Source organism: Yersinia aldovae 670-83 (genome assembly GCF_000834395.1).
Lineage (GTDB): Bacteria > Pseudomonadota > Gammaproteobacteria > Enterobacterales > Enterobacteriaceae > Yersinia > Yersinia aldovae.
On the sequence record NZ_CP009781.1, the window covers coordinates 3,114,706 to 3,134,944 of the forward strand.

Consider the following 20,239-nt stretch of genomic DNA (forward strand, 5'->3'; position numbering starts at 1 on the left):
ATTCCCAGCAGGGTAATAACTTAGTTATAAGCGATTTCGAAAGTTGCAGTGGCGTTAGCACTGCCTGCCGTAACACCCGCGGTAAGTGCTTGATAAGCAGCTTTAAACGTCCATGTATTCGTCCCATCGACCAACGTTTTTGTTAAAGATGCTTGATTTAAAGGAACAGTTGTAGTGCCGTTCTCCTCAAACAGAGCAACAGCAACGTTTGTTGCCTCATCGCCACCATCAACAGTAATGGCGAGTAAATTCGGGTTTGTACTCGCGGTGCCGCTGAATGTGACGGTTGCGGTTGAAGCCGGGCAGTTTTCCAGGTTCAGAACAACATCTTTAGGGGTAGTCTGTGCGCTAGTTGTTTTCAAGCTATCTAATGGGTACATACCGAGTGCTACATTGACGGTATCACCACCACCGACAATGCTACAAAGGGTATCAACAATCGACCCCGTAAATTCGACCGAACCTGTGGGTGCCGCATTAGCACTATTGAGGGTGCTAAATGTAAAAAGGCTGGCGCTAAGGACAAGTAGTTGGATCTTTTTCATATTTAATTTCCCAGAGTAATTAGTATCTATTGATTGAAAAATAGGCACAGTAAATACACCCATAGAGTATTGAATGGGATTAACACTAAATAAAATAATATTGATAAGTCATCCCTAACCATCAGTTTAGGCCAGTAATGAACTTATCTTTACATTGTACGGATGCATGATACAGGTAGCATTACGCCATATATTCACTCCTCTATGGTGGGATTGAAATTCACTGTTCTGTCCTTAATACAGTAGAGCTTACATTATGATAAATAGACTTTATTTAAACATATTGATTGTTCTTTAAAGTATCTCATGTCAAAAATAGAACAAAAAATAAATCACTTTCCACGCTTCAAATAACACACGTTCAAGGCGAATGGCCATATCGCCATAAGCTATTACTTATGGAACATACCATTGAGATAGCAACAGTGTTCGTTTCTTAGGCCATTTATTTTAATAAGAAACAAAAAGAGTTTCAGTCTAATGAAAAATAAATTAACACACCGCACAAATAGCAAAAACAGACTTTGTAGTCACTGTGTCAGGATGTTTTCTGTAAGGCCATGCAATCATCATGGGAATCTGACTTGCTTGGTATCATACTCTTCATGGTAGGTCATTTTTCATTAATGTATGATAATACTAGACTTATCTTAAATTTATGCCAATAAATTTTTAACCAAATTATTGATCTTGATCTGTTTTTTTAGTGTATCGTTGATCTTACCACCCTAAATCTTGGCTATAAAATCCAATTTTATATGTAACATTTAGAGTGTAAGTGTATGCTTTTATTAATAAAAAAAATGAATATTTAGGCGTTTCTACTTAAAAATAATGTGAACACATCTTGTCTTAATACTAGATGTTACAAGTAACATAAATGATAATGAATATCACTAAGAATAATCTCATATCAAATATCTGTTTTTTAGGTGAAATTCAATCCAGTCAGGTTCGATTTGAATGGCATTATAGAATGTATAAGTTAAATGATTTTTTGGCTCGCAAGTATTTTATTGTGTAAGGAGAGTGTGGTAGAGAGCACAGATCTGGAAAATAGAGAAAAGAAATTTTAAAATATAGACATTGACCATCAAATGTGCTGATGTAAACTACTCAAACCATCTTATTGGATGCAGCAACTGACCCGCCCCAGAATAGATACAAAGCTCAGTGAGTAATATTGGGTTGTTGACTACTAATTTTAGGATTCCGCCATGTTGCGGTAAATTCCTACGGTGTAATATAGTTCAACGTCTGATGAGGGCGCATACATTATAACCTCCCCGTGATGCCTTGATTATCTTCCAAGCCTGAACGATATCACTGAATCTATGCTTTTCCGAACGTGCATCACGAAAATAGTCGTTAGCACTCTCTATAAATTTATTTTGAATGAGTGGGCTTCAACGCTGTATTTATAATTCCACGGGTTCAGCAGCCCAGAGTTTTTGATGTTGTGGGTTCGGGATTTACAGCTCTGGCGGCAAAATGGGAATAGCCACTACCTGGTTACGTATTCTCGTAGTGGCTAGCACCTATGATACAAGCGAGCATATTCCGTCGGTAAGTTTGGTTTATTCTCTGATGCTGTTGCCCTGTTTTGAGAGAAAACGACTCCAGCCATCCTCGCGCGAGGAGGGGCGTCTTGCGGGACGTGAAATCAGAGTATAAAACGAGATAAAAAACAGAAAAGCTAATGTAGCGGCCACGCTCATGACACCATTTTGATATTTGTGAGACTCAAGTCTTAACTTTGAATTAGAGGGAATAAATAACTAAATAAAGCAGAGTAACAGAGTGAAAAAGATAAAATTAATTATCATGATATCTTCATTTTTTTGTTAATTTAAACTATTTTGATCGTGTAACCTATTGTTATAAGTAATTTTTACTGTTTTAGATTTAACTAATACATGCGAATAGTGCATGGTTTGACCTGAGTCGGTAAATGCAGTATGCTTCTTTCGCCTTAGGAATATAGACGTGAAAATTTAATCAAGGAAGATTAACTGAGGAATAACCTTATTTTATCAGTGTATTTATGAAAGCCGTTGAGCACGTAAGTGTTCACTTTTTCTGTTTTTGTTGTTTATAGTTTTGTTGCTAGTTAGCAAGCTATGTAAGTATAGGGATAATCTCTATACGGGATTTCTGTTTTTATTATCGAATGTTCGGTGTTTGTTCCACTTTACGGATAGCACATGGATATGCATTTTATTTATCAAGGAGCAGTCAATGAAAAAGTATTTAGTTTTTCCTCTATTAACCTCGGCATTTATGTTCTCAAGCAGCGCCTCTTATGCAGTTACAGGTACAGTGAAATTTACTGGTGAAATATATGAAGCATCTTGCGCTTTGGATGGAACTGTCGGGCCAGTAAAAATGGGGAATTACTCCAAAGCCGATATTGGAACTAAGAGCGCTGTAGTTGGCTCAAGAATTGGCTTTGAAATAAAACTAAAAGATTGCCCCGTTGTTGCAGCAGATAAACTTGCATTGTCGATTAAACTTACAGGCACGGCTGATTCTGACGTTCCTGATATTATTAAATTAGATGATTCTGGTGCTACCGGCGTTGGTATTGGTATTTATAGTGCGACAAATGATTTAATAAAAATCAATGATGTTTCGCATAATTTAGGTCTTGCTATCGCCACTAAAGATATGACTATCCCACTACAAGCTGCATACGTCTCTAACGGCGCCACTAAGGCAGCTGGCCCAGCCAATGCGAGCGTTAATTTTGAGATTGAGTATAAATAACGCCAGCATAATATAATTAATGGTTCGTTCTTATCTTTTACTCAGTACATTTTTCATGTAAGAACGAACTTATTATAAAAAACTTGTTATATATATACAGGGCATATTAAAAATGAGGCATATCCTTTGCTTTTTCATTTTATCTTTATGGTTGACAAATTCTATGGCAGTCGTTGTCGTTGGCGGCACTCGCGTTATTTATAATGGAGAAAAGAAAGAAACATCTATATCAGTAACAAATTCTGGTGAAAATAGGCCTTATCTAATTCAGTCATTTATCAATAGCAATATAAAAGGTGAAAAACCGCCCTTTATCGTGACGCCACCCCTATTCAGGTTAGATGCAGAAAAAGAAAATACGCTACGTATCACACGTACTGGCGGTCGTTTATCTACAGATCGTGAATCAGTTTTTTACCTAAATGTGAAGTCGATACCTTCGGTTAACGAAAGTGAACAAAATACTTTAGTGATAGCAGTAAAAACGCGGATTAAGCTGTTTTACCGCCCGGAAGGTATTAAAGGCAATGCTGAGGAGGCTTATAAATCCCTTATCTTCAGCCAAAGAGGCAATCAACTAGCGATTAACAATCCCAGTAATTACTACGTGACGATTGGGCAGTTAAAAGTGGCCGGTAAGGTGATTCCCAATGTAGATATGATTGCGCCAAAAGAAACCATGTATTATCTCTTACCATCCAGACAGCCAGGATTAATCAGTTGGAATAGTATTAATAGCTATGGTGGCATTAGTGCGGAGATAACAAAGGATCTGCTTTAACAGGAATATGCAAGATCAGCAGGAGGCTGAGAGAGTTATGTTTAATACAAAGCAAGATGGTGAACAATCATTTCAATATGACTTCATTTTGGTATTTTCTCTTTGCTTCTTCATATTGTTTTCACTACCTATTTACGCACAAGAGCATTTTCGGGTGTCAGCATTAGAATTAAATAACGCTGAACAACCAGTTGTTGATTTAAGTGTGTTCTCCATCTCTGGTGGGCAGTTACCCGGAAAATATCCGGTTATGATTATGCTTAATGGCAAAGAGAGAGAAGTCATAACGATTAACTTTATTCAACTACAAAATAACACTCTATCACCACAGTTAACCGTGGGTGATTTAAAAAACTTGGGTGTAAACTTCTCTGATTTCCCGGCGCTGACAGAACTATCTGCTGAAGATATTATTAATGATATCAGAGAATACATACCACAAGCATCGACGACGTTCGATTTTTATAGTCAGCGGTTAGACGTTAGCATTCCGCAGGCAGCCTTGGATTATCAAGCCAGAGATGCGGTTTCACCTCATTTATGGCAACAGGGGCAATCAGCATTGTTGATGAGCTATGATTTTAGCGGCTCTGATAATCATAATGATATTAAAAATAGCCAAAGTTATTTTTTAAATTTACGCAGTGGAGTAAATATTGGCCCTTGGCGGTTGCGTAATCAATCTGTCTATAACTACGACTCGGGTGACAAAGCAAATAAAAGTAATCTATCTACCTTAGGTAGCTATATCCAACGAGACATTCAACAGTTAAAAAGCCAGATGACGATTGGTGAGACTTTTACTGCTGGCAATATATTTGAAAGTATACAGTTTACTGGTGCCTCTATTGCCTCTGACAGTTTAATGCTGCCAGGCAGTCAGCGTGGTTTTGCACCCATTATTCGTGGTATTGCCCAGAGTAATGCGCGGGTTACCATTCGCCAAAATAATTATATTATTTACGAAAGCTACGTTTCTCCTGGGCCATTTGTTATTACAGATCTCTATTCCACCTCAGGTTCGGGTGATCTTGATGTGACGATTACAGAAAAGAACGGTCAGCAACGTAAGTTTGTACAACCATTCTCGTCGGTGCCAATGATGCAGCGAGAAGGGCAATTAAAGTATCAGTTTACGTTCGGGCGTTATCGCCATGCGAAAGCTGAGGTGAATAAGCCTTATTTTAGCGAAGCGTCGTTTATTTATGGTTTCTCAAATCGGCTAAGTCTGTTATCTGGCACGCAGATTGCAGATAACTACAAAGCCTTAAATGGGGGTATCGGCCTTGGATTGGGTGCTTTTGGCGCGTTCTCACTGGATACGACACTCGCAGACACTCAGCTTCGTCATAATATACATAAACAAGGGCAATCCTACCGTATCCAATATGCCAAAAGCATTGAGGCAACAGGGACATCACTGACACTGGCTGGGTATCGCTATTCTACTTCTGGCTATTATTCATTTGCTGAGGCAAATGAATGGACAGAAAAAAAAGACTCCAGCCGTGGCCAAAATAAGCGTAGCCGCGTGCAGCTTACCTTAAGTCAAGGCATGGGAGATTTTGGTAGTTTGTATTTATCTGCCTATCAGCAAGATTACTGGGGAATGCAGGGTATCAACCAATCATTATCTGCCGGTTATAACATTAATTATGCCAGAGTTAGTTATGGATTAAATATTGCTTATAGCGACAATGCTGAATCTGTTCAATTTAATAATAAGCAGGCATCTTTTAATGTTTCTATCCCATTGGATAAATGGCTACCGGGTGGGTGGGCAACCTACAGCGTCACTATGAATAACCGTCGGCAGAGAAGCGAGCAGATTGCTATTAATGGCACCGCGCTTAAAGACGCTTCTTTGTCATATGGTATTACAGGGAGCGAAGGTAATAATCAGACAAGTTCAAGTGCTGGCGCTTCATTAGGATATATCTACTCATCTGGCCGAGGGAATATAGATTATAGCTACAGCAGTAACAGTCGTTTACTAAATTACGGATTATCTGGTGGTATCGTGGCTCATCAAAACGGTATTACTTTATCCCAGCCACTGGGTGAAACTGTTGTATTGGTCAACGCCGTCGGAACGGCAGAGACAGAAATTCTAAATCATCGTGGAGTCAAAACAGACTCGCGCGGTTATGCCGTTATTCCTTCGGTGGAACCTTATGCCCATAACCGTATTACGTTGAATACTGAAGCGCTGGCTGACAATGTTGATATCGATAACGCCGTACAAAATGTTGTGCCAACCCGTGGCGCGGTGATATCTGCCGATTTTCGTGTCCGTCAGGGATACCGTGTATTGGTGACATTGCGCTATAACGGTAAACCCGTCCCTTTCGGTGCCAGTGCCGTATTAACCGATAGTAGTAGCAGCGGAATTGTTGGCGATAACGGTGAGCTTTATCTCAGTGGTGTGCCAGAAAAAGCCGAAATAAAGGTGACATGGGGTAAAGAGAAAGGACAGCAATGTTATGTAAAAACTGATTTATCTGCATTATCACAAAACTCGGGTGTATTACAGATTGCTGCCGATTGTCGTCATTAAAAGGATTTAAGTATGTTTACGTTAGAGAGATTTATCTTCAATAGAATAAAAGTGTATGTACATACTCTTATTTATTCAATAATTATCATTTTTATCTGTTATTCATCATTGGTTTTTTCTGCTGTTCCCAATTGTTCGGCTAGTAATGTATCTGTCTCCTTTGGTGATATTTCGATACGTAATGACGTTAAGGTCGGTGATGAATTTGGGAAGGAAACTGTAGAATCAAACATAAAGTGTGATACCTGGAAGGAAATGCGGATGTTTGTAGACTCGGCATCTAGTTCAGTATCCCATGATAAACTTTTTGAGACGGCGATTCCTGGCGTAGGTATTAAATGGGTGACTGAAAACGAAAGTATGAAACGGCAGACCATGATTATAGGGGGTGTTCGTGGGCTAAGTACACAGATTAAATTTAAAAACACCTTTTCTTTAATTAAAACTGGGAATATAGTTTCCGGGAATTCTGACAATATCATTATAAACATGAAATATAAACAAGGTGGAAAGACAAGAGGCAGTCTATTTTCATATAATATTGACGTGTTTAGCGTAAAGGAGAAATCTTGTGATATTCTTACGCCAGAGTTTAATGTTTCTATGGGGGCTGTATTAAAAAGTCACTTTACAGGCAAAAATAGTGCTATCGGGGAACGGGCATTCAATATTGATGTGAGATGTAAAGGACAGCCGCAAGCGAGCATTACCTGGCAGGGAGGGGGTACAGATGGGGTAATCAATGCTGATACCACATCAACCTCAGCAGGCGTGGGTATCCAGATCCTGGATGGTGATAATCCTTTGGAGTTTAATAAAGAGATTGCTCTGGGTAATATCGACACAGAGAGAAAACTATTTTATAAAGCAAAATTCTATCAAACAAGTGACCGCGTTTCTGCTGGCAGTGTTAACGCGACAGCGACTTTTACCATTGATTATAAGTGAATATCGCAAAACACTCAGTATCTGTATATCCAATATCCTATCCCCAAAACTGCAGCCATATTTAGGATGACACTGAGCATAAACCAGGTTCTGAAAGGTTGTTTTTGAGTTTTGTGCCGGAACAACTGCTGACCGATGAATCCACCAATCCAGCCGCCCATGAGACCGAACACTAATAACGTGGTTTCCGGCACTCGCTGCCAGCCTTTGCGTGCTGCTTGTTTGTCTGCACAGTATACCAACAGCGTTAACAGATTGAGGAACAGTAACCCCATCCAGGCGGGGCTGGGAAAGAACAGACTGGCGAGTAACGCCAGACCCAGAAGGGTATAACAAATAAGGTTGGTTCTCATCTCATCGGACTTCCATATCAAAAGGATCGACACCGCAGCGATGAAATCACGGGATCGCAATCTAAAATCTGTTCAAGCCTTGTTAGGACGTTCAAGTGTCGCGGTTACTCTGGAATATGTTGAGGGAAATATAGACAATCTCAGATTGGCGTTAGAAGAGACGTTTGGGTGATAAAGACAATCCTAATAGGACAATTAATGATCGAAAGAAAAAGGTCCCCCCAGGCTCTTATCGGGGATCGACTCATGTGGCAATAAACTGTAAGCAATCATCATTGGATGGGCGAACAAACCGAAAAGTGCGTAGCACAATCCAGTTTTATCGTTCTGTATGTTCAATCAGTATCTATACGAACATGATTCCAACGGGCAAAAAGCAAAAAACCAGCCGTTAAGCTGGTTTCTTTAAATATGGTGCCCGGACTCGGAATCGAACCAAGGACACGGGGATTTTCAATCCCCTGCTCTACCGACTGAGCTATCCGGGCAACGGGGCGCATTAAACCGTATTGGCCGCTGATCGTCAACGAGTTTATAGCTTAAAACCACTAAAACTGTGTTGAACGCTCTCTTTTCAGACAAAATAAGAGAAAATCATCTCACAATAGCGATGAAACCCTGTCATTTATAACTTAGCCCAGCGCGCCATTTTTACGGCATTGAGCGACTTCCAACACATCTTCAGCCAGACGTTTGGCGACTTCAACATCGACGAGTTGGCGCTTCACCAGCAACTTACTCAAACAGCCTTCCAGAATCAGCTCCATCTGCTGGGCGACCATCTCTGCGTCATCAGCTTCCATCTCATGCAGCAACTCCAGCGTATAGCTTAGTGAGGCTTCTTTTTGTTGCTCCGCCAATTGGTGGATAGGGTGATCATTCGCTGGATAAAAACTACATGCAGCAATAAATAAGCAGCCTGGATAGCGCTGGTTTTGCACTTGCTCACTGAGTGTTTGGTAGCGAGCGAGTAATTTCTGTTTGGGTGATAAAGTCTCGTCCAGTTGCAATTGACGCCGCCAGATGTCTATCTGCTGACCGTGGTAGCGCAGGCAGTCATATAGCAGTGCCTCGCGATCGGGCCAGAAGCGGGCCAGGTCACTGGCCTCGACTGACACTTCTTTTGCCAGCATTTCCAGCGTGGTATTTGCCAACCCTTGCTGCTCTAACAAATTGAGCGCATTGCTTAAAACTTGTTCACGTTGCACGTTGCTCTCCTCCAACCTCTAACTGGCAAGTGTGATTTACCACCACCTATTGCGCAAATAAATGCATTGGCGTTTTCCGCCAGCTGACCCTCTACCTTATCACTACTGTGGCGAGATTTTTCTAACTCTTTGTCCTTTCGCTGTTTACTAATTTATAACGGCAGCATTACAGCATGACTTTTGCCATCCAGTAGTTTGTGAAGCAGGGCGCTTTTTATTGTGCTTTCGCCTATAAAAATGCGCCAATAATTGATTATTTCTGTTCTGCGGCCCGATGGCTTCTCGGAACGGTGTTTCTATAATGTTTACCGTGAATGACACAACGTCTTGCATCCAGCTTGCGTTCCAACCGGGCGTTCTATCTGAAGGATCAAAATGAGTAAGCAAAATTTTCCTAATCAGTTCCGCCGCAACCTACAACAAGGGCAAACCCTTATTGGCTGCTGGAGTGCCTTGACAAATAATATCTCGGGCAGCCAAATCATCCGGAAGTGCAAAAGTGATTCGCCATATTTTTACCGCGCCAAAGCCTAGGGTAAACCGAGTGGCATTCTGGCTCCGGCTGAAGCGGATGCCGCCGTTATCTGGAATGGGGGCAACGTTCGTGGTCGTATGCAGTGATTTGGGGGTGTTTCGCAGCGCTACCCAAGCATTGTGCGACAAGTTTAAAAAGTAATGATGAGAGTTTAGTGCCGCCGTGTTGACGGCCATCCGACTTAATTAAGGAATAACAAATGAAAATTGCTTTTATTGGTCTGGGTATTACGGGAAAACCAATAAGTAAACATCTGCTGAAAGTGGGTTACTCATTAACTGTTTTTGATCGTAACGCTGTGGTACTGGATGAATTAACTGCTGCAGGTGAGCACCGTGTTGGAGGCCAAAGCACCGATAGTAATGGATTGTAATGTCAATCCAGGCTTCCGTATCGATTTACATATCAAAGAATTGGCGAATGCATTAGACCCCTCACTCGGTATCGGCGCGCAACTGCCCTTGACCGCTGCGGTGATGAAAATGATGCAGGCACTTAAAGCTGATGGATTGGAAAGTGCCGATCACAGCGCGCTGGCCAAGGTTGAAGTCACACGTTAATCAGTAATTAGTGTTTACGATGGCCGGCGTGCTGGGTTAAATGGCTATACTGGTAACTATCCCAACGCTCAATGCGGATCATTCATGAAATTGAATCATTTATGAAAATAGTCATTGCCCCGGACTCTTATAAAGAAAGTTTATCCGCGCTGGAAGTGGCGGTGCAGATTGAAGCGGGTTTTCGTACCCAATTTCCTGATGCGCAATACATTAAGTTGCCGGTTGCCGATGGCGGCGAAGGTACTGTGGACGTCATGGTCGCGGCGACGGCTGGCAGAGTGATTAAGGTGATGGTCACCGGTCCGTTAGGTGACAAGGTTGATGCCTTTTACGGCGTATCCGGTGATGAGAAGTGCGCATTCATTGAAATGGCGGCAGCCAGCGGGCTGGCGTTAGTTCCACCCGAACTACGCAATCCATTAAAAACCACTTCATATGGCACCGGTGAATTAATCGGCCATGCGTTGGGTCAGGGCGTTAAACATATCATTATCGGCATCGGTGGCAGTGCTACTAACGACGGTGGCACTGGAATGTTGCAAGCGTTGGGTGTCAAACTGCTGGATAAGCAGGGGATTCAGATTGGTTTTGGTGGCGGTAAGCTGATGGATCTGGATGCAATTGATATGTCAGGGCTGGACCTGCGAATTAAGCAGTGTCAGATTGATGTTGCCTGTGATGTCACCAATCCGCTGACCGGCAGTGAAGGCGCTTCTGCTATTTTTGGGCAACAGAAAGGGGCGACACCAGAGATGGTGACCCGGTTGGATCAGGGGTTACTGCATTACGCTGGCGTGATTAAGCGTTGTCTTGATACTGACGTCGATCAGGTGGAGGGGGCAGGTGCAGCCGGTGGCCTGGGTGCGGCGTTACTGGCGTTTTGCGGCGCGACCTTAAGCCCCGGTATCGATATTGTGACCGATGCTCTAGGGTTGGATGCATTAGTCAGGGATGCGACTTTTGTTATCACCGGCGAAGGGCGTATTGATAGCCAAACTATTCACGGCAAAGTACCAATAGGGGTTGCCCGTGTGGCTAAACGTTATAATAAACCGGTGATTGGTATTGCTGGCAGCCTGACGGATGATGTTGATGTAGTTTATGAACATGGTCTGGATGCGGTATTTAGCGTGATTTACAGTATTTGTACTCTGGAACAGGCGCTGGATAACGCGGCGGCAAATGTGTTTATGACCGCCCGCAATATCGCAGCAACATTGGCGATAGGTATGGCGGCCAGTAAAACATAACTGTTGTTCCATTTGGGCTGATCACTGATTGGCCCTGACTCTTCCTACCGCCACTCACTATTGCGCTGCAAAACAGAGCCGCTGCTGATTTTTCTGTGATATCGACTGCAACTCTCTCTTACCGAACTCTAACTGGGGTATTTGTCCAATGTTCCAGCCATGAATAGCGCATATGCTGATGTATTAGCCCAGATGGAGGCCCTATGAGCGTATATAGCCTTGATCCCCGGCTCGCACAGGATAACCGAAGCGGATGTGAAACAGGTTATTGATAGCATGGTGACTGATATCATTCAGTTCGATGTAATGCATTGATTATATGATTTTCTACCCTGCCTTATTTTGGTAAGCAGGGTGAAGTTGCATTAAAACGTGCCTTATAATTTCTGATTGCTTTGTAAGTGCTGCAAAAATGCTGATGCATTCATAAAGCCGGTCACTCTGGCAGTAGACACTTCTTTGCCCTGCGCATCAAAGAACAGGATAGTTGGAAGGCCCAACACGTTCAGTTCCTTCAACATCGCCGCATGTTCGGTACTGTTAGCCGTGACATCCGCCTGAATGAGCACGGTATCTGCTAACTGGCGCTGAACATTGCCATCGCTAAAGGTATATTTCTCAAACTCTTTACAAGCTACGCACCAGTCTGCGTAGAGATCCAGCATCACCGGTTTACCCCGCGCTTGGGCTAATGCTGCGTGTAATTGCGGCAAATCAGCTACTGGCTGGAAGGCTAAGTGTTTGATTTCACTCTGCGGTGTGTTGCCATTAAAGGCCCAGTCTTGTAACGGGCGGGCGGCGACCAAGAGTGCGGCTAACAGCAATAACTGGAAGGCTCGTGCCCAGCCCGAGTGTGCTTTTAGACTGAGCACAAATGCCCAGCCGAAGAAGGCCACTGCTAGCAGGCTCCATAAACGTAAGCCCCAGACATCACCCAGCACCCTTTCCAGCAGGAACACCGGCAGCGCCAGAATGACAAAACCGAAAGCTTCTTTAACGTATTGCATCCACGGGCCGCTGCGTGGGATCAGCTTATTGCCGAACAGCGTTACAATCACCAGCGGAATACCCATACCTAATGCATACAAATAGAGCGTGCCGCCACCGGCCAGCATATTTCCGCTTTGGGCGATATACAGCAGAATGGCGCTGAGTGGCGCGGTGGTGCACGGTGAGCAAATCAGCCCTGCCAGTGCGCCCATCGCAAAAACACCGGCCAGTGAGCCACCGCGCTGGCTACTGCTCCACTGTACCAGGCGGGTTTGCAGTGACGATGGCAGTTGCAATGAATACAGGCCAAACATCGATAATGCCAATAACACGAACAGCACCGACAGCCCAATCAATACATACTGATGTTGTAGTGCCGCCTGAAATTGTAACCCCGCCGCCGCCACTACCAAGCCGAGCAGGGTGTAGGTCAGCGCCATTCCCTGCACATACACCACCGCCAGTATCAAGATCCGCCGCTGGCTATGTGGCTTCTCGCGGCCAAGAATAATGGCGGAAATCAGTGGGTACATTGGCAGTACGCACGGTGTAAAGGCGATACCGATACCAATCAGCAGCGCCCAGAGCGGTGAGAAGGGTAGTTCAGCGGGTACTGGCGCGTTATCGTTGAACGGTTGTGTGGTTTTTTTTGCATCAATCGATGGCGAATCAATGGGTTGTGACCCGATAACTTGCGATTTTTGCGCTGGCTCAGAACTGGCCGGGATAGCACTGAGTGGCACTATCCGCGTTTCCGGTGGATAACAGAAACCGGCAGCGGCACAGCCTTGATAGGTCACACGGAGGCTGGCTCCTTGCTGTGCCTGCGTAATAGGGATTTTCAGTGTTAGCTGTTGCTTGAAAATCGCCACTTCACCGTAGAATTCATCATGATGCGCAATGCCCTCCGGCAGAGTAAAGGCCGCAAGAGTGGCATTTTGCGGCACAATCTTTATTTGCTGGCGATACAGGTAATAATCGGGGTGAATTTGCCAGTTTAGGGTGAGTTGGTCACCTTGTTGGCGAAAATCAAAGGCAAACGCCTGATCAACCCGAATAAACCGGCTCTGGCTACTTTTTTGGCCAAAAGAGGAGTTATCACCAAACAGCGAAGCCTGCGCACTGTACGGGGCGAGCAATACGCTGCACAGCAGCAGAATCAGAGTAATGAAGCGTTGAGCCATGACAGGTAATCTTTGTCTCCGTCCCGTACCGGCAGCACCAGTAATTCCGGTGTCTGGTAGGGGTGATGTTGTTTGATATAACTGAGAAGTGCCTGTTGATGGCCTGTATTGCTCTTGAACAAGAGTTGGACTTCATACTCTTGTTGCAGCTTGCCTTCCCAGTAGTAAATCGAGGTCGCACCCGGTAATAGTGTCGCGCAGGCGGCCAGTTTCTCCCCCAATACCTGTGCGGCTAAATTCTGTGCACTGGCTTCATCGGGGGCGGTGCACAATACCACAATTGCATCACAAATAATTGCATCACAATCAGACATCTTAACCTCGGCGGTTGCACGGATTTTACAAACTATAACGCGAAGTGGGGCCGGCCAGAAGAGGATTTATGTCACGGTGAGATAGATGCGATGGATATCGCAAATGAGAGTGGGGCGCATCGCACGCCCCATTTACAGATGATAAATTACAGAACCAGGCTGCCCATCACAAAACCGAAGCAAACGGCCAGTGCTACCCCGATGGTGCCAGGGATAAAGAACGGATGGTTAAACACGAAACGGCCAATGCGCGTAGTACCAGTGTCATCCATTTGTACTGCTGCTACCAGTGTTGGGTAGGTAGGCAGAATAAACAGACCAGAAACTGCTGCGAAAGAAGCAATTGCCGCCAGTGGTGAAACGTTCAGCGCCATTGCCATAGGCATCAATGCCTTGGCTGTTGCAGCTTGGGAGTACAACAGAGCAGAACAGAAGAAGAAGATAACCGCCAGCAACCATGAGTGGGCCTGAATCAGGCTACCCGCAGTTTCTTTAATCCACTCCAGGTTGTGTTGTACAAAGGTATCGCCCAACCAGGCCACACCGAGGATACAGATACAAGCACTCATACCGGCTTTAAACGTACTGGAGTTCAGCACGGCATCGGTATCAACCGAACATACCAGCGTGGTGATGGTCGCTACACTCAGCATGATGATCAGGATAGCGTTAGTGGTGTTCATCAGCGGAGTTGCAACCAGACCCACACTTGGGCTGTTGATAATCGCGTAGGCAACCACACAAAGAACGCCCGCCAGGAACAGCAGTACTGAAGTTTTAGCCCGTGGCTTAATCACTTTTACTGTGTCGCCACGCAGTGTCACCAAGCCTTCTTCCAAACGTTTGATGTAAACAGGATCATCAGACAGCTTAGAGTTAAAGCACAAGGAGACGATCAGCGACATCAACAATACCGCACACAGGGTCGATGGGATGACGATCATCAGCAGATGTAAGTAGCTAACGCCGTGACCTTCCATCACAGAAGACATGTAAACTACCGCCGCCGAAATTGGTGATGCAGTAATGGCTATCTGTGCGGAAACCACCGCCGTGGAAAGAGGGCGGCAGGGTTTGATGCCTTGTTCTTTCGCCACTTCAGCAATAACCGGCAAAGCAGAAAGAGAGATGTTGCCTGTTCCGGCAAAGATAGTCAGAAAATAAGTGACCAGCGGAGCAAGAATGGTGATGTGTTTTGGATTCTTACGCAGCAATTTTTCAGTTTGTTGCACCAGATAATCCATACCGCCCGCAACCTGCATTGCCGCAATGGCAGCGATAACGGCCATAATAATTGAAATTACATCGAACGGAATGCTACCGGGTTTGACGCCAATAATGGCTAAAACCAGAACACCAATCCCGCCTGCAAAACCGATACCGATACCACCCAACCTGGCCCCTAAAAAAATGGCCAGCAGAACGATGACTAATTCTACGGCTATCATAGTGTTTACTCCTTGTTTTTTATTGGAAACTACTTGTTTTAATTATTGACTAAAAGTTAATGAATTGTGTTTGCCAGAAAGTAAAAAGGCACGCTGTCCAGAGGATCTGCGTGCCTTTCAGGGCTACCGGATGACTATATTATTGTTCATTTTCATCGGTATAACGTTTCGCTTTATACGCCGGGTGCATCAGGTTCTCAACAGAGAAAATGTCGTCCAGCTCGGCTTCAGTCAATAAGCCGCGTTCCAGAACCACTTCTCGCACATTTTTACCGGTTTCTGCACAGATTTTACCCACGATGTCACCATTATGGTGGCCAATGAATGGGTTCAGATAGGTGACGATACCGATGGAGTTAAAGACGTAACGTTCGCAGACCTCTTTGTTGGCAGTGATGCCGTTAATGCATTTTTCCAACAGGTTATAACAGGCGTTTGTCAGAATATGGATGGACTCAAACATTGCCTGACCAATCACCGGCTCCATAACGTTCAACTGGAGCTGGCCTGCTTCGGCCGCCATAGTAATGCAAGTGTCGTTACCAATCACCTTAAAACAAACCTGGTTAACCACTTCAGGAATAACCGGGTTAACTTTAGCGGGCATAATAGAAGAACCCGCCTGTAATTCTGGCAAGTTAATTTCATTCAGGCCGGTGCGAGGGCCGGAAGAGAGCAAGCGCAGGTCATTACAGATTTTTGACATCTTAACGGCCAGACGTTTCAGCGCACTGTGTACCATGACGTAAGCACCACAGTCAGAGGTTGCTTCGATCAGATCTTCCGCTGGGACGCAAGCCAACCCACTGATTTCAGACAGTTTTTGTATTGCCAGTTGTGAGTAACCTTCAGGTGTATTTAGCGCAGTACCAATCGCGGTTGCACCCAGGTTAACTTCCAGCAGCAACTCTGCGGTACGTTGTAGGTTTTTGGTTTCTTCTTTTAATAACACCGCGAAGGCTTTGAATTCCTGGCCCAGCGTCATGGGTACTGCATCCTGTAACTGGGTACGGCCCATTTTCAGGATTTTCTCGAATTCTTTGGATTTTCTTTCGAAGCCTTCTTTTAACTGATTGATGGCATCGATAAGCTTCATGATGGAAGCATAAACCGCAATGCGGAAACCGGTTGGGTAGGCATCGTTGGTGGACTGGCATTTGTTCAGATGGTCGTTAGGATTGAGGTATTGATACTCTCCCTTCTGGTGACCCATCAGCTCCAGACCGATATTGGCCAGAACTTCGTTGGTATTCATGTTTAAAGAAGTACCGGCACCGCCTTGGAACACATCAACCGGGAACTGATCCATACACTTCCCTTTATCCAGGACTTCATCACATGCCTGAATAATGATATCCGCGATCTTGCGTGGGATAGTGTGCAATTCTTTGTTCGCCATTGCCGCTGCTTTTTTAACCATTACCATGCCGCGTACAAATTCTGGAACATCACTGATCTTACTGTTACTAATATAGAAGTTTTCAATCGCACGCAGGGTATGAACACCGTAGTAAGCCTCTGCGGGGACTTCTCGTGTACCTAACAGGTCTTCTTCAATACGAATGTTATTTGACATGAGAACCTTCTCTAGTGTGCTGTCTTGTTTTGTATTTGTTAACTAAATTATGCCGCCGTGGGCGATATGTTGATGCCGTGATGAACCCATAGTGCGGAAAGATTAACCATTCATCATATCGCTGACAGGATCATATGCTGCTTGGCGATAAAAAGCCTTGAACTAAGATCACTATATGGTCGGATTTAATTAAGATGATCTGATATCTGTGATTCCTCTCACAGTTAGATTAATTAGTAATAAAAGTAGTACCCCTGCTTGAAAAACGCACCTACCACCACCACTTCACTGTAGTCGACCCAAGTTGAAGAGGGGCGCTGAGGCTAAAATCCGCCAATTAGGGGGAAACGATATCAGCGTCGAGGGGTTAAGGTTTTCATGGTATCTGTCAGGCGGGTTTCACCCGGTGAGGGGTACTGAGTGAGTTGAATAAGGAGAATGCGGTGCGTTGGTTACCGTTAGCGCTGATATTTTTATTGGCATATATAGAAATATCGATATTTATCAAGGTCGCAGCCGTGCTGGGTGTGCTGGTTACCCTGTTGCTGGTGATCTTCAGCTCTTGTGTGGGGATCTCGCTGGTGCGTAACCAGGGGATAAAAACCTTTATGCAGATGCAGCAGAAACTGGCGGTGGGTGAAAGCCCGGCGGCAGAAATGGTCAAAAGTGTGTCGCTGGTATTGGCCGGTTTCTTACTGCTCATCCCCGGCTTTTTCACTGATTTCCTTGGTTTGTTGCTGTTGTTGCCACCGATTCAAAAATCGTTAACGCTGAAGTTAATGCCGCATCTGAATATTTATCGCAGCGGTGGTTTTAGCGCGGGTAGCTCTAATAACCAAGGCGCTGGCGGAAATACCTTTGATGGCGAGTTTCAGCGTAAGCCTGATGGCCGCTTCACGGTTGAGCATCGTCCGGATGAGGATGATAAATCGACAAATGATCGTTTTAAAGATGACAAGTAAGGCGCCAGGTCTTTCTAATAGCCTGTTTATTAATTATAAATTCCCAAAGTAAATCACAGTGCCTGCTTTGGTGGGGCAGCTATAGGGAGGATGAGAATCTTCCTGCTCAAGGCGAAAAAAAATGAATTTTTTTTTGTCGCCTCCCTTGAAGGGATGAGAGGATGCCCCCACTTAGAATGTCACGGTATCGGTTATTTGAGATATACCGATATTAATCCTAAATTCTGATACGGAACTTCTCATAGGAGAGCTATCAATGAAAATTCGTCCATTGCATGACCGCGTTATCGTCAAGCGCAAAGAAGTTGAATCCAAATCTGCTGGCGGCATCGTTCTGACTGGCACCGCAGCGGGTAAATCTACGCGTGGTGAGGTCTTAGCCGTCGGCAATGGTCGCATCCTGGATAACGGTGAGATCAAGCCGCTGGATGTGAAAGTTGGCGACATCGTTATTTTCAACGATGGTTATGGCGTGAAGTCAGAGAAGATCGACCATGAAGAAGTGTTGATCATGTCCGAAAGCGACATTCTGGCAATTGTTGAAGCGTAATTCACGCTCTCTAATCTTCTGAACTGAACGAGTTAAGGGAAATCATACCAATGGCAGCTAAAGACGTAAAATTCGGTAACGACGCACGCATCAAAATGCTACGCGGCGTAAACATTCTTGCTGATGCAGTAAAAGTGACCCTGGGCCCGAAAGGCCGTAACGTAGTTCTGGACAAGTCTTTTGGCTCTCCAACTATCACCAAAGACGGTGTTTCAGTTGCGCGTGAGATCGAACTGGAAGACAAGTTTGAGAACATGGGCGCACAGATGGTTAAAGAAGTTGCCTCTAAAGCGAACGATGCTGCGGGTGACGGTACCACTACTGCAACTGTATTGGCTCAATCCATTATCACTGAAGGCCTGAAAGCAGTTGCGGCCGGCATGAACCCAATGGACCTGAAACGCGGTATCGACAAAGCCGTTATCGCGGCGGTTGAAGAACTGAAAAAACTGTCTGTACCTTGCTCTGACTCTAAAGCTATCGCGCAGGTAGGGACTATCTCTGCCAACTCCGACTCAACCGTCGGTGAGCTTATCGCACAAGCGATGGAAAAAGTGGGCAAAGAAGGCGTTATCACCGTTGAAGAAGGTTCAGGTCTGCAAGACGAGCTGGACGTCGTCGAAGGTATGCAGTTCGACCGTGGTTACCTGTCTCCTTACTTCATCAATAAACCAGAAACCGGTTCTATTGAACTTGAAAGCCCATTCATCCTGTTGGCTGACAAGAAAATCTCTAACATCCGCGAAATGCTGCCAGTGTTGGAAGCAGTAGCGAAAGCCGGTAAACCACTGCTGATCATCGCAGAAGACGTTGAGGGCGAAGCTCTGGCGACTCTGGTGGTTAATACCATGCGCGGCATTGTTAAAGTTGCAGCGGTTAAAGCACCTGGCTTCGGTGACCGTCGCAAAGCTATGCTGCAAGACATCGCAACCCTGACTGGCGGTACCGTTATTTCTGAAGAGATCGGTCTGGAACTGGAAAAAACCACTCTGGAAGATCTGGGTCAGGCAAAACGTGTTGTTATCAACAAAGACACCACTATCATCATCGATGGTATCGGTGACGAAGCTGCGATTTCTGGCCGCGTGACTCAGATCCGTCAGCAAATCGAAGATGCAACTTCTGACTACGACAAAGAAAAACTGCAAGAGCGTGTTGCTAAACTGGCTGGCGGCGTTGCCGTTATCAAAGTGGGCGCCGCAACTGAAGTTGAAATGAAAGAGAAGAAAGCGCGCGTTGAAGATGCTCTGCACGCAACCCGTGCTGCGGTAGAAGAAGGCGTAGTCGCTGGTGGTGGTGTTGCACTGATTCGTGCAGCTCATGCTATCTCTGGTCTGAAAGGCGACAACGAAGACCAGAATGTCGGTATCAAAGTTGCTCTGCGTGCGATGGAGTCTCCACTGCGTCAGATCGTGGTTAACGCTGGTGAAGAAGCCTCTGTTATCGCGAACAACGTTAAAGCAGGCGAAGGTAGCTTCGGTTACAACGCTTATACTGAAGAATATGGTGATATGATCGCGATGGGCATCTTGGATCCAACTAAAGTGACTCGTTCTGCTTTGCAGTACGCAGCCTCTATTGCTGGCCTGATGATCACGACCGAGTGCATGATCACTGACCTGCCACGCGATGACAAAGGCGGTGATATGGGCGCTGGCGGCATGGGTGGTATGGGCGGCATGGGCGGCATGATGTAATGCCCCCAACCCTAT

At 45.0% G+C, this 20,239-nt stretch carries 17 protein-coding genes, 1 tRNA gene and 2 pseudogenes; 12 read left to right on the forward strand and 8 right to left on the reverse strand.

Features of this window, described 5'->3' with window-relative positions; genetic code table 11:
* Positions 1-20 precede the first annotated feature (20 nt).
* Positions 21-545: a fimbrial protein gene (locus AT01_RS14130; protein ID WP_042547582.1), complete on the reverse strand. Its 525-nt coding sequence runs from the start codon at positions 543-545 to the stop codon at positions 21-23.
* Positions 546-2,783: 2,238 nt separating this feature from the next.
* Between AT01_RS14130 and AT01_RS20280 the strand changes: the two genes are divergently transcribed.
* The 4 genes from AT01_RS20280 to AT01_RS14150 all read left to right on the forward strand — a co-directional run bounded on the left by AT01_RS20280 (position 2,784) and on the right by AT01_RS14150 (position 7,597).
* Positions 2,784-3,311 carry a fimbrial protein gene (locus tag AT01_RS20280; RefSeq protein WP_052489977.1) on the forward strand — a complete coding sequence of 176 codons (528 nt, stop codon included), beginning with the start codon at positions 2,784-2,786 and terminating at the stop codon, positions 3,309-3,311.
* A 163-nt stretch (positions 3,312-3,474) separates the two neighbouring features.
* Positions 3,475-4,092 carry a fimbrial biogenesis chaperone gene (locus AT01_RS14140; protein WP_082039617.1) on the forward strand — a complete coding sequence of 206 codons (618 nt, stop codon included), beginning with the start codon at positions 3,475-3,477 and terminating at the stop codon, positions 4,090-4,092.
* A gap of 37 nt (positions 4,093-4,129) precedes the next feature.
* A complete protein-coding gene (locus AT01_RS14145; protein WP_235427145.1) occupies positions 4,130-6,649 on the forward strand; it encodes a fimbria/pilus outer membrane usher protein in 2,520 nt (839 codons plus the stop codon).
* A 12-nt stretch (positions 6,650-6,661) separates the two neighbouring features.
* Positions 6,662-7,597 carry a fimbrial protein gene (locus tag AT01_RS14150; RefSeq protein WP_042547584.1) on the forward strand — a complete coding sequence of 312 codons (936 nt, stop codon included), beginning with the start codon at positions 6,662-6,664 and terminating at the stop codon, positions 7,595-7,597.
* A 14-nt stretch (positions 7,598-7,611) separates the two neighbouring features.
* On the opposite strand, the gene AT01_RS14155 is transcribed toward AT01_RS14150, so the two are convergent.
* Positions 7,612-7,950, reverse strand: a complete 339-nt coding sequence (locus tag AT01_RS14155) for a DUF1294 domain-containing protein (RefSeq protein WP_042547585.1) — start codon at positions 7,948-7,950, stop codon at positions 7,612-7,614.
* 40 nt (positions 7,951-7,990) lie between these two features.
* Between AT01_RS14155 and AT01_RS22065 the strand changes: the two genes are divergently transcribed.
* Positions 7,991-8,122: an integrase gene (locus tag AT01_RS22065; protein WP_071841527.1), complete on the forward strand. Its 132-nt coding sequence runs from the start codon at positions 7,991-7,993 to the stop codon at positions 8,120-8,122.
* A gap of 240 nt (positions 8,123-8,362) precedes the next feature.
* Here the strand turns inward: AT01_RS22065 and AT01_RS14160 are convergent.
* Both AT01_RS14160 and AT01_RS14165 read right to left on the reverse strand, forming a co-directional pair.
* Positions 8,363-8,438: transfer RNA gene (locus AT01_RS14160), tRNA-Phe, on the reverse strand.
* A 144-nt stretch (positions 8,439-8,582) separates the two neighbouring features.
* The gene (locus AT01_RS14165; RefSeq protein WP_042547586.1) at positions 8,583-9,158 is read right to left on the reverse strand and encodes a transcriptional regulator; all 576 of its coding nucleotides are present in this window, start codon (positions 9,156-9,158) and stop codon (positions 8,583-8,585) included.
* 464 nt (positions 9,159-9,622) lie between these two features.
* Here AT01_RS14165 and AT01_RS22325 point away from each other — a divergent pair.
* The 4 genes and pseudogenes from AT01_RS22325 to AT01_RS14175 form a co-directional block, all read left to right on the forward strand.
* Positions 9,623-9,834, forward strand: a pseudogene (locus AT01_RS22325) (2-dehydro-3-deoxyglucarate aldolase); the annotation flags it as partial.
* Between the two features lie 58 nt (positions 9,835-9,892).
* The gene (locus tag AT01_RS22330) at positions 9,893-10,066 is read left to right on the forward strand and encodes an NAD(P)-binding domain-containing protein (protein ID WP_235427146.1); all 174 of its coding nucleotides are present in this window, start codon (positions 9,893-9,895) and stop codon (positions 10,064-10,066) included.
* Positions 10,023-10,253 (forward strand): annotated as a pseudogene (locus AT01_RS22335) (NAD-binding protein); the annotation flags it as partial. The gene AT01_RS22330 and the pseudogene AT01_RS22335, both read left to right, overlap by 44 nt.
* Positions 10,254-10,354: 101 nt before the next feature.
* Positions 10,355-11,503: a glycerate kinase gene (locus AT01_RS14175; protein WP_042548642.1), complete on the forward strand. Its 1,149-nt coding sequence runs from the start codon at positions 10,355-10,357 to the stop codon at positions 11,501-11,503.
* Between the two features lie 377 nt (positions 11,504-11,880).
* Here AT01_RS14175 and AT01_RS14180 read toward each other — a convergent pair whose 3' ends face one another.
* The 4 genes from AT01_RS14180 to aspA form a co-directional block, all read right to left on the reverse strand.
* Positions 11,881-13,677 carry a protein-disulfide reductase DsbD gene (locus tag AT01_RS14180; protein ID WP_042547587.1) on the reverse strand — a complete coding sequence of 599 codons (1,797 nt, stop codon included), beginning with the start codon at positions 13,675-13,677 and terminating at the stop codon, positions 11,881-11,883.
* A complete protein-coding gene (gene cutA / locus AT01_RS14185; RefSeq protein WP_042547588.1) occupies positions 13,653-13,991 on the reverse strand; it encodes a divalent cation tolerance protein CutA in 339 nt (112 codons plus the stop codon). The genes AT01_RS14180 and cutA overlap by 25 nt, the downstream gene beginning before the upstream one ends.
* A gap of 146 nt (positions 13,992-14,137) precedes the next feature.
* Positions 14,138-15,439 (reverse strand): anaerobic C4-dicarboxylate transporter, encoded by a 1,302-nt coding sequence (locus tag AT01_RS14190; RefSeq protein ID WP_042547589.1) that lies wholly within the window; start codon positions 15,437-15,439, stop codon positions 14,138-14,140.
* 139 nt (positions 15,440-15,578) lie between these two features.
* Positions 15,579-17,015 (reverse strand): aspartate ammonia-lyase, encoded by a 1,437-nt coding sequence (aspA, locus tag AT01_RS14195; RefSeq protein WP_042547590.1) that lies wholly within the window; start codon positions 17,013-17,015, stop codon positions 15,579-15,581.
* Positions 17,016-17,458: 443 nt separating this feature from the next.
* On the opposite strand from aspA, the gene AT01_RS14200 reads away from it, so the two are divergent.
* From AT01_RS14200 to groL, 3 genes are all read left to right on the forward strand, one after another.
* The gene (locus AT01_RS14200) at positions 17,459-17,977 is read left to right on the forward strand and encodes an FxsA family protein (protein WP_042547591.1); all 519 of its coding nucleotides are present in this window, start codon (positions 17,459-17,461) and stop codon (positions 17,975-17,977) included.
* Positions 17,978-18,233: 256 nt separating this feature from the next.
* Complete coding sequence (locus AT01_RS14205; RefSeq protein ID WP_004391824.1) at positions 18,234-18,527, forward strand: co-chaperone GroES; 294 nt, start codon at positions 18,234-18,236, stop codon at positions 18,525-18,527.
* Positions 18,528-18,577: 50 nt separating this feature from the next.
* Positions 18,578-20,224: a chaperonin GroEL gene (gene groL, locus AT01_RS14210; protein WP_004699780.1), complete on the forward strand. Its 1,647-nt coding sequence runs from the start codon at positions 18,578-18,580 to the stop codon at positions 20,222-20,224.
* Positions 20,225-20,239: the final 15 nt, after the last annotated feature.

What these genes read in the sequence shown, in the direction of transcription:
- AT01_RS14130 (WP_042547582.1), bottom strand. Translation starts at nt 545, where the DNA reads ATGAAAAAGATCCAACTACTTGTCCTTAGCGCCAGCCTTTTTACATTT.
- AT01_RS20280 (WP_052489977.1), top strand. Translation starts at nt 2,784, where the DNA reads ATGAAAAAGTATTTAGTTTTTCCTCTATTAACCTCGGCATTTATGTTC.
- AT01_RS14140 (WP_082039617.1), top strand. Translation starts at nt 3,475, where the DNA reads ATGGCAGTCGTTGTCGTTGGCGGCACTCGCGTTATTTATAATGGAGAA.
- AT01_RS14145 (WP_235427145.1), top strand. Translation starts at nt 4,130, where the DNA reads ATGTTTAATACAAAGCAAGATGGTGAACAATCATTTCAATATGACTTC.
- AT01_RS14150 (WP_042547584.1), top strand. Translation starts at nt 6,662, where the DNA reads ATGTTTACGTTAGAGAGATTTATCTTCAATAGAATAAAAGTGTATGTA.
- AT01_RS14155 (WP_042547585.1), bottom strand. Translation starts at nt 7,950, where the DNA reads ATGAGAACCAACCTTATTTGTTATACCCTTCTGGGTCTGGCGTTACTC.
- AT01_RS22065 (WP_071841527.1), top strand. Translation starts at nt 7,991, where the DNA reads ATGAAATCACGGGATCGCAATCTAAAATCTGTTCAAGCCTTGTTAGGA.
- AT01_RS22330 (WP_235427146.1), top strand. Translation starts at nt 9,893, where the DNA reads ATGAAAATTGCTTTTATTGGTCTGGGTATTACGGGAAAACCAATAAGT.
- AT01_RS14175 (WP_042548642.1), top strand. Translation starts at nt 10,355, where the DNA reads ATGAAAATAGTCATTGCCCCGGACTCTTATAAAGAAAGTTTATCCGCG.
- AT01_RS14180 (WP_042547587.1), bottom strand. Translation starts at nt 13,677, where the DNA reads ATGGCTCAACGCTTCATTACTCTGATTCTGCTGCTGTGCAGCGTATTG.
- cutA (WP_042547588.1), bottom strand. Translation starts at nt 13,991, where the DNA reads ATGTCTGATTGTGATGCAATTATTTGTGATGCAATTGTGGTATTGTGC.
- AT01_RS14190 (WP_042547589.1), bottom strand. Translation starts at nt 15,439, where the DNA reads ATGATAGCCGTAGAATTAGTCATCGTTCTGCTGGCCATTTTTTTAGGG.
- aspA (WP_042547590.1), bottom strand. Translation starts at nt 17,015, where the DNA reads ATGTCAAATAACATTCGTATTGAAGAAGACCTGTTAGGTACACGAGAA.
- AT01_RS14205 (WP_004391824.1), top strand. Translation starts at nt 18,234, where the DNA reads ATGAAAATTCGTCCATTGCATGACCGCGTTATCGTCAAGCGCAAAGAA.
- groL (WP_004699780.1), top strand. Translation starts at nt 18,578, where the DNA reads ATGGCAGCTAAAGACGTAAAATTCGGTAACGACGCACGCATCAAAATG.